Below are 7509 nucleotides of genomic sequence, written 5' to 3'. Positions count from 1 at the left end.
GGCGGGCGCCGCATTCGGCGCCCGCCCCCTGACGAAAGGCGTCCCGCTCAGTGCGCGGAGTGCTTCTCCGCCCCGCGGTGGCGGTGGCCCTTGAGTTCGGCGTGCATCGCGGGGGCGGAGTGCATGGCCGTCGTCCCGACGTCCCGGCCGCCGTGCCGGAAGGCCCCGTCGGAGCCGGACCCGGCGGCGGACGGGGCACGGGTGCCGAGCTTCGGGGGGAGCGGCTTCGGGGTCATCGCCATGCCCCGGCGCTCCAGCAGCTCGTGGGTGCCCCGGCGGAGCTTGTCGGTGCCGCTCGGCGTTCGCTTGGTCATCATCGACCTCCCTTCGGCGGTCACCGGCCCACGAGGGGCGTCGACCGGGAGGGCCGCACGGGCGTTATGTCCGGGATTGGGCAGGATTACACCTCTGGGCGGCCGGCGACGTCCGCGCGAGCCGGTGCCGGCGGGACGGTTGAGCGGCGGGACGGTTGAGCGGCGGGGCGGCTGAGCGGCGGGGCGGTGCCGGTACGGGCGGGGCGGAGCGGCGGGGCGGTGCCGGTACGGGCGGGGCGGAGCGGCGGGGCGGTGCCGGTACGGGCGGGGCGGAGCGGTGGGGCTCAGCCCATGACCTCGTGGACGAAGCACCAGCGCCAGTCCTCCCCCGGCTCGTACGAGCGGATCACCGGATGGGAGCTGTTGTGGAAGTGCGCGGTGGCGTGCTTCCCCGGTGAGAAGTCGCAGCAGCCGATGTGCCCGCAGTCCAGGCAGAGCCGCAGGTGCACCCAGTCCCGGTGGCCCGCGGCCAGGCAGTCGGCGCAGCCGTCGGGCGGCGGCAGGGGCGCGATGTCCTGGGGTGCCGCGGCGAGGTCTTCGCAGGAGCTCATGCACGCAGAGTAGTGACGGCAGCCCCGGGCGGGCGCCCAAGACACGCCCGAGCCGGGCCGCACCCGGCCGTCTCCCGCCCGGCCGTCTCCCGCCCGGCCGTCTCCCGCCCGGCCGTGCGGCGGCCACGCCGTGTGACGCTGGCCCGCGTCACACGGCGGGCTCACTCCGCGGGGACCTGCGCCCCCGGGGCCGTCCAGCTCGCCAGCATCGCGAGCTTCTGCGCGGTCGGCGAGCCCGGCGGGGCGGTGTAGGCGACCAGCAGCTGGTCGGGCGAGCCGTTCACGCTCAAGGTCTCGTAGCCGAAGTCGAGTTCGCCGACCAGCGGATGGTGGATCAGCTTGACGCCGTGGGTCTTCTGCTTCACCAGGTGGTCCGCCCAGAGCCGGCGGAACTCCTCGCTGCGCACGGAGAGTTCGCCCACCAGTGCGGCCAGCTTGGCGTCCTCGGGGTGCCGGCCGGCGTCCAGCCGCAGATAGGCGACCGTCTCGGCCGCCACCGCGTCCCACTGCGGGTAGAACTCCCGCGCCGCCGGATCGAGGAAGGCGTACCGGGCGGCGTTGCGCCGGTCCGGCGGGGTGGCCGAGTAGCCCTGCACCGCGTCACCGAGGGCGTTCCAGGCGAGCACGTCCATCCGGCGGCCGAGGACGAAGGCCGGCACCCCGGCCATCAGGTCCAGCAGCAGCCGGGTGCCTTCGCGGACCGCCCGCCCGCCGCCGGCCGTCGTGGCCGGGCGCGCCGGGCGGGCCAGAGCGCGCAGGTGCGCGGCCTCCACCTCGTCCAGCCGCAACACCCGGGCCACCGCGGCCAGTACCGCGTCGGAGGCGCTGCCGCCCCGGCCCTGCTCCAGCCGGACGTAGTAGTCGACGCTGACCCCGGCGAGCTGCGCGACCTCCTCGCGGCGCAGGCCCTGCACCCGGCGGCGGCCGTGCGAGGGCAGGCCCACCTCCTCGGGCTGGATCCGGGCCCGGCGCGAGCGGAGGAAGTCCCCGACGGTGTTCTCCATGCCCGCAGCGTAGCCGCGGCCGCGCGCCGCGAGGGTGGTACGGCCTTACCCAGGAAAGGCGGTACCAGGAACCGCCGTCCCGGGAAAGGCTGTCCCCGGGCTGCGCTTTCCCAGGACATCGGTGGCCCTGGATGGCCCCCCCGGGCCCGCGCAGAGTGGTCCCGTCAGCCCGACCGCAAGGACCACGAAGGCAGGACCTCATGAGCTACGCCGCCCTGGCCACCCGTACCGCCGTCGTCACCGGAGCCGCCAGCGGCATCGGTGAGGCCACCGCCCGCCTGCTCGCCGCGGGCGGCGCCCGGGTCGCCCTGCTGGCCCGCCGCACGGAGCGGCTGGACGCGCTCGCCGCCGAGATCGCCTCGGCCGGCGGCCAGGCGCTCGCCGTCACCACCGACCTCACCGACCAGGCCTCGGTGGACGCCGCCGTCAAGGCCGTCCACGACGCCTACGGCGCGGTCGACCTGGTCGTCAACAACGCGGGCGTGATGCTGCCCAACCCCGTCGCCGACGGCCGGCTCGACGAGTGGACCCGCATGATCGACACCAACCTCACCGGTGTGCTGCGGATCCTGCGCGCCTTCACCGCGGACCTCACCGCGGCCGCCGGCGAGGGCCGCACCGCCGACCTCGTCAACGTCTCCTCCATCGCCTCGCACGTCGTCTTCCCCGACTACGCCGTGTACGGGGCCACCAAGGCCGCCGTCACCCAGCTCTCCGCCGCGCTCCGCACCGAGCTGGGCCCGCGCGACGTCCGGGTCAGCACCGTCGAGCCCGGGCTGACCGACACCGAGCTGGCCGGGCACATCGACAACCCGGCGCTGCGCGAGCAGCTGGGCGGGATGTTCGCCGCGATCCCGGCGATGACCTCCGAGGACATCGCCGACCTGATCGCCTACACCGTCACCCGCCCCCGGCACGTCAACCTCCGCCACCTGGTCGCCCTGCCGACCCGGCAGGCCTGAGCCGTCGGCGGCCCCGCCCGGGTTCCCCCACCGGGCGGCGGGCCGTCGTGGGAGCATGCCAACCGTGGCGATCGTGGCGGGGAGTACGAACAGCGACACCGGCGGTGCCCGGGCGGGCGGCCCGCCCGGGCCCACCGGTACGCCGGGGCCGGACCGTGCCCCGGGGCAGGCCGGGGTCACCGAGCCCGCCGTCCCCGGACCGACCGCTCTCCCCGAGCAGGCCGCCGCGCCCGGCCCGGCCGGCGCCCCCGGCCACGCCGGCACCCCCGAACGCCCCGGCGCACCCGGGCAGGCCACCGCGCCCGGCCCGGCCGGTCCCGCGTTCCCGCCGGACATACCGGCGGCCCGGCCCGGCACGCCCGGCCCCGCCGCCGCCGGCCGGGTCCGCCAGCCGGTGGCGCTGATCCGGCTGCTCGTCGGCCTCGCCACGATCGCGCTGACCCTGCTGCTCGCCGACTACGCCCGCGCCACCACCAGCGGCATCGCCGCCGACGTCGCCCAGGCCGCCCGGCTGGTGCCCCGCCCGCTGGCGGCGCTGGCGGGCGGGCTCTCCACCGCCGCCCTGCTGCTGGTACCGGTCTGGTCGGCGGTCCGCCGGCTGCTCTCGGCGGTGCCCGACCGCCGGCGCATCCTCCAGCACCTCTCGGACGGACTGCTGGCCGCCGTCCTCGCCTACGGCGCCTGCGTCGCCATGGACCTCGGGCTCGACGAGCTCGCCCCCGCCTCGCTGGTCGCCGCCCTCACCCAGCCGCTGCCCGGCGCCGGCCTCGCCCACACCGAACCGGTCTACGGCTACCTCGCCCCCGTCTTCGCCTTCATGACCGCCTCGGCCGCCCGCGAGCACCGGGTCCCCCGGATCGTCCTGTCGGTCTCCGCCCTCGCCGGACTGGCCGCCGGGTACGCCACGCCGACCGCCCTGCTGCTCGGCCTGCTGCTCGGCTGGACGGCCGCGCACGGCACCCTCTACGCCGTCGGCACCCCCGACCCCCGGCCCCGGCCCGCCCAGCTCCTGCAGAGCCTGCGCGAGGCGGGCCTGCGCCCCGTCGCCGCCCACCCCGCCGGGCCGGACCGCTACCTGGTCCGCCAGGAGGCCGGCCGCCCCGACCTCGACGTCCAGCTGCTCGACCGGCAGGCCGTCACCGCCGCCCTGGTCCAGCGCGCCTGGCGCCGGCTGCGGCTGCGCACCGCCCCGCACCCCCGTGCGCTGCGCTCGCTGCGCACCGGGCTGGAGCACGAGGCACTGGTCTCCTACGCCGCCGTCGCCGCCGGCGTCCGCACCCGCCGGATCGCCGCCACCGCCGGGCTCGGCCGAGACAGCGCCCTGGTCGCGTACGAGTACCTGCCCGGCCGCACCCTGGACCAGCTCGCCACCGACGAGCTGACCGACCCGCTGCTCGCCGACGCCTGGTCCCAGCTCGCCCTGCTCCAGCGGCGGGAGATCTCGCACCGGGCCCTCGTCCCCTCCTCGCTCCTGGTCGACCGGGCCGGCGCGGTGCACCTGGTGGACCTCGCGGACGGCGACATCGCGGCGAGCGAGCTGGTGCTGCGCTGCGACATCGCCCAGCTGCTCACCACGCTCGCCCTGCGGGTCGGTGCCGAGCGGTCGGTGCGCAGCGCGGTGGCGGTGCTCGGGCCGGACGCCGTCGGCGCGGCCCTGCCGCTGCTGCAGCCGATCGCCCTGGCCCGCACCACCCGGACCGCGCTCAAGCAGACCGCCCGGGCGCACTGCGCCGCCCTCGCCCCGGCGGCCCCCGGCGCTCCCGGCGCTCCCGGCGCTCCCGGGGCTCCCAGCGCTCCCGGGGCTCCCGGGGCGACCGCCGCCGGCCGGGCGGCCGCGCCTGCGCCGCCCGGCGAGCTGCTGGACGCGATCCGCGCCGAAGTCCTGCGGACCCAGCCGCAGGCACCCGTCCGGGCGGTGAAGGTGGAGCGCCTGCGGCCCCGGACGCTGCTGGCCGTGGGCGGCGGCGTGGTCGCCGGCTGGCTGCTGCTGCCGCAGCTCTTCGCCTCCGAGCAGAACCCGATCGCCGCGCTGGGCGACGCCGACCCGCTCTGGCTGGCCCTCGCCGTGCTGACCGCGGCCGCCAGCCACTTCACCGCCGCGATGGGCTTCGTCGGCTTCGTCCCCGAGCGGCTGGACTTCCGCAACGCCGTGCTCGCCCAGCTGGCCGGCTCCTTCGTCAAGCTGGTCTCGCCGGGCGGCGTCGGCGGGGTCGCCCTGAACACCCGCTTCCTCCAGCGGGCCGGCATCCCGACCGCCCAGGCGCTGTCCAGCGTCGGCGTCGGCCAGCTCTTCGGTCTGGTGCTGCACCTGCTCCAGCTCGGTGCCTTCGTCTACCTGCTGGACCTGGAGCCCGGTGGCTCCGAGCTGGACGCGCTGCCGGCCGTGGTGAGCGGACTGGCCGGCGCGGCGGTGCTGCTGGCCGGGGTCTCCGCCGTGCCGCCGGCCCGCCGCTGGCTGGCCGCCCGGCTGCGGCCGCTGACCTCCGAGGTGCTGCCCCGGCTGCTGGAGCTGCTGCGCAGCCCGGGCCGGCTGGCCGTCGGCGTGACCGGGCAGCTGCTGGTCTCGCTCTGTCTGGTCGCCTGCCTGTACTGCTGCGTCCGGGCGGTCGGCCGGGAGCCGGCCTTCGCCTCGGTCGCGGTGGTCTTCCTGATCGGCAACGCGGTCGGCAACGCGGCGCCGACCCCGGGCGGGGCCGGCGCCGTGGACAGCGCGCTGGTGACGCTGCTGGAGCACACCGCCTCGATGGAGGAGGGCGGCGCGCTGGCGGCCGTCGCGCTCTACCGCCTGCTCACCCTGGTGCTGCCGGTGCTGCCGGGCTGGGCGGCCTTCGCCTGGCTGCAACGGCGCGGGGCGCTGTAGCCGCCGTAACGGCGGGGAGCGCCGTAAGCGCCGTAGCGGCGGAGCGCTGTGGCGGCGGGGCAGTGGCGCCGGCAGGGGCGCGGTGCCGCTACTCCCGGTACTCGTCCTCGTCGAGCTCGACGACCCGGCTCTGCTCGGCGACGTCCGCGACCTCGGTGGCCGGATCGGCGCCGAGCGCCCGCCGCTCGGCCAGCTCGTCGTACTCGTCGCCCTCGTCCGCCTCGTCGTCCGGCTCGACCGCCTCGGCGACCTCGTCCAGGTAGTCCTCGTGATTCTGCGGCATGGCGTCCGTCCTTGCTGCTCGGAGGCTCCCACGGGGCCCGTTGGGGTACTGGAAGTATCCGCCGAGGGCCGCCCGGACGCGATGCGCCACCGGGCCTTCGGCGTGTTGTCCGGTCCCGGTCCGCGGCCTGCGGACCGGCCTCCCGCCTGCCCGGCCACCGGCGCGCAAAACGGGTGCCCGGCCGCCGGGGGTACGATCAGTGCCGTACCAGCAGGGCTTACCCTCACCCACCCGGTGGCCCCGAAGCCCTTACGAACGACGGGGAAATCATGTCCGGCTCGCACTACTTCACCGGTGCACCCGAGGTCGCCAGCGAGCGCCGTCCGATCACGGTCAGCCTGCCGGACGTCACCCTGGAACTGACCACCGACGCCGGTGTGTTCTCCCGCAGCCGGCTCGACCCGGGCACCCGGATCCTGCTGGAGCACGCGCCGCCGCCCCGGGTCCGCGGCCCGATCCTGGACGTCGGCTGCGGCTACGGCCCGATCGCGCTGACCTGGGCGACCAGGCGCAAGCGGCTGCCGGTCTGGGCGGTGGACGTGAACACCCGCGCGCTGGAGCTGGTCCGGCTCAACGCGGAGGCGCTCGGCCTGGGCAACGTGCAGGCCGCGCTGCCGGAGGACGTCCCCGAGGACCAGCGGTTCGCGGCGATCTACTCCAACCCGCCGATCCGGGTCGGCAAGGGCGAACTGCGCCGGCTGCTGCACCAGTGGCTCGGCCGGCTCACCCCGGACGGCTCGGCGTTCCTGGTGGTCCAGAAGCACCTGGGCTCGGACTCGCTGCAGAAGTGGCTGAACGACCAGGGCTACCCGACCACCCGCGTGACGTCGGTCAACGGGTTCCGAATTCTGGAAGCGCGGCCCCGCCCGGAGGGCGAGGGCCCCGAGAGTGGACGAGGTACGACGTCGTGAAGCAGCTCCGCGGGACCGAACTGAAGCGCTTGCACCGCCAGTGGCGGCGCAGCAACGAGTTCCGGCTCGCGCTGATCCTGGAGAACCTCCAGTCGCCGTTCAACGTCGGCTCGGTCGTCCGGACCGGTGCCGCGATGGGCGCGGAGAAGCTGTACCTCACCGGCGACACCCCGTCGGTCCGCTCCTCCGGCGCCCAGAAGGCCGCGATGGGCACCGACAAGTACCTCAAGGTGGAGCACTTCCCCACCGTCGCCGAGGCCGTCGCCGCCGCCAAGGCGGACGGCTTCAAGGTGGTCGGCCTGGAGCTGGCGGACGAGGCGGTGCCGATGTTCGCCGCCGAGCTGACCCCGGCCGTGGCCTTCGTGCTGGGCCACGAGGACCGCGGCATCACCCCCGACGCGCTCGCGCTCTGCGACCAGGTGGTGTTCGTCCCGCAGCTCGGCCGCGTCGGCTCGCTCAACGTCTCCGCCGCCGCCACGGTGGCCTGCTACGAGGCGCGCCGGCAGGGGTACGCGCTCAGCGGCACCCCGGACGGCAGCGACCCGGGCGGCCCGGACCTCGACGACGAGTGACCCCGGAGTGACCGCCGGGGGGGGCCCGGGGGGGGGGCCCGCCGGGGGGGGG

At 76.5% G+C, this 7509-nt stretch carries 8 protein-coding genes; 4 read left to right on the top strand and 4 right to left on the bottom strand.

The window, feature by feature from the left end; translation table 11 throughout:
* Positions 1-47: 47 nt before the first annotated feature.
* The 3 genes from ACFWA9_RS37130 to ACFWA9_RS37120 form a co-directional block, all read right to left on the bottom strand.
* Positions 48-314 carry a hypothetical protein gene (locus tag ACFWA9_RS37130; protein ID WP_380393618.1) on the bottom strand — a complete coding sequence of 89 codons (267 nt, stop codon included), beginning with the start codon at positions 312-314 and terminating at the stop codon, positions 48-50.
* Positions 315-598: 284 nt separating this feature from the next.
* Positions 599-865 (bottom strand): UBP-type zinc finger domain-containing protein, encoded by a 267-nt coding sequence (locus ACFWA9_RS37125; RefSeq protein WP_352291018.1) that lies wholly within the window; start codon positions 863-865, stop codon positions 599-601.
* Positions 866-1026: 161 nt separating this feature from the next.
* On the bottom strand, positions 1027-1869 hold the full coding sequence (locus ACFWA9_RS37120; RefSeq protein WP_380393615.1) for a helix-turn-helix transcriptional regulator: 843 nt from the start codon (positions 1867-1869) through the stop codon (positions 1027-1029).
* A gap of 200 nt (positions 1870-2069) precedes the next feature.
* On the opposite strand from ACFWA9_RS37120, the gene ACFWA9_RS37115 reads away from it, so the two are divergent.
* Both ACFWA9_RS37115 and ACFWA9_RS37110 read left to right on the top strand, forming a co-directional pair.
* Positions 2070-2831 carry an SDR family oxidoreductase gene (locus ACFWA9_RS37115; RefSeq protein ID WP_329488474.1) on the top strand — a complete coding sequence of 254 codons (762 nt, stop codon included), beginning with the start codon at positions 2070-2072 and terminating at the stop codon, positions 2829-2831.
* Between the two features lie 73 nt (positions 2832-2904).
* The gene (locus ACFWA9_RS37110; protein ID WP_380393612.1) at positions 2905-5691 is read left to right on the top strand and encodes a lysylphosphatidylglycerol synthase domain-containing protein; all 2787 of its coding nucleotides are present in this window, start codon (positions 2905-2907) and stop codon (positions 5689-5691) included.
* Between the two features lie 88 nt (positions 5692-5779).
* Here ACFWA9_RS37110 and ACFWA9_RS37105 read toward each other — a convergent pair whose 3' ends face one another.
* The gene (locus tag ACFWA9_RS37105; protein ID WP_329488477.1) at positions 5780-5974 is read right to left on the bottom strand and encodes a hypothetical protein; all 195 of its coding nucleotides are present in this window, start codon (positions 5972-5974) and stop codon (positions 5780-5782) included.
* A gap of 269 nt (positions 5975-6243) precedes the next feature.
* On the opposite strand from ACFWA9_RS37105, the gene ACFWA9_RS37100 reads away from it, so the two are divergent.
* Together ACFWA9_RS37100 and ACFWA9_RS37095 are read left to right on the top strand one after the other, a co-directional pair.
* A complete protein-coding gene (locus ACFWA9_RS37100) occupies positions 6244-6885 on the top strand; it encodes a methyltransferase (protein ID WP_329488478.1) in 642 nt (213 codons plus the stop codon).
* Entirely contained in the window at positions 6882-7457 is a 576-nt protein-coding gene (locus ACFWA9_RS37095; RefSeq protein WP_352291022.1) for a TrmH family RNA methyltransferase, read from the top strand. The genes ACFWA9_RS37100 and ACFWA9_RS37095 overlap by 4 nt, the downstream gene beginning before the upstream one ends.
* The last annotated feature ends 52 nt before the right edge of the window (positions 7458-7509 follow it).

Origin of the sequence: Kitasatospora sp. NPDC059973, assembly GCF_042737525.1 — a bacterium.
Lineage (GTDB): Bacteria > Actinomycetota > Actinomycetes > Streptomycetales > Streptomycetaceae > Kitasatospora.
Note: the sequence above shows the minus strand (reverse complement) of the source record. Positions and strands in the feature narration are given on the sequence as shown.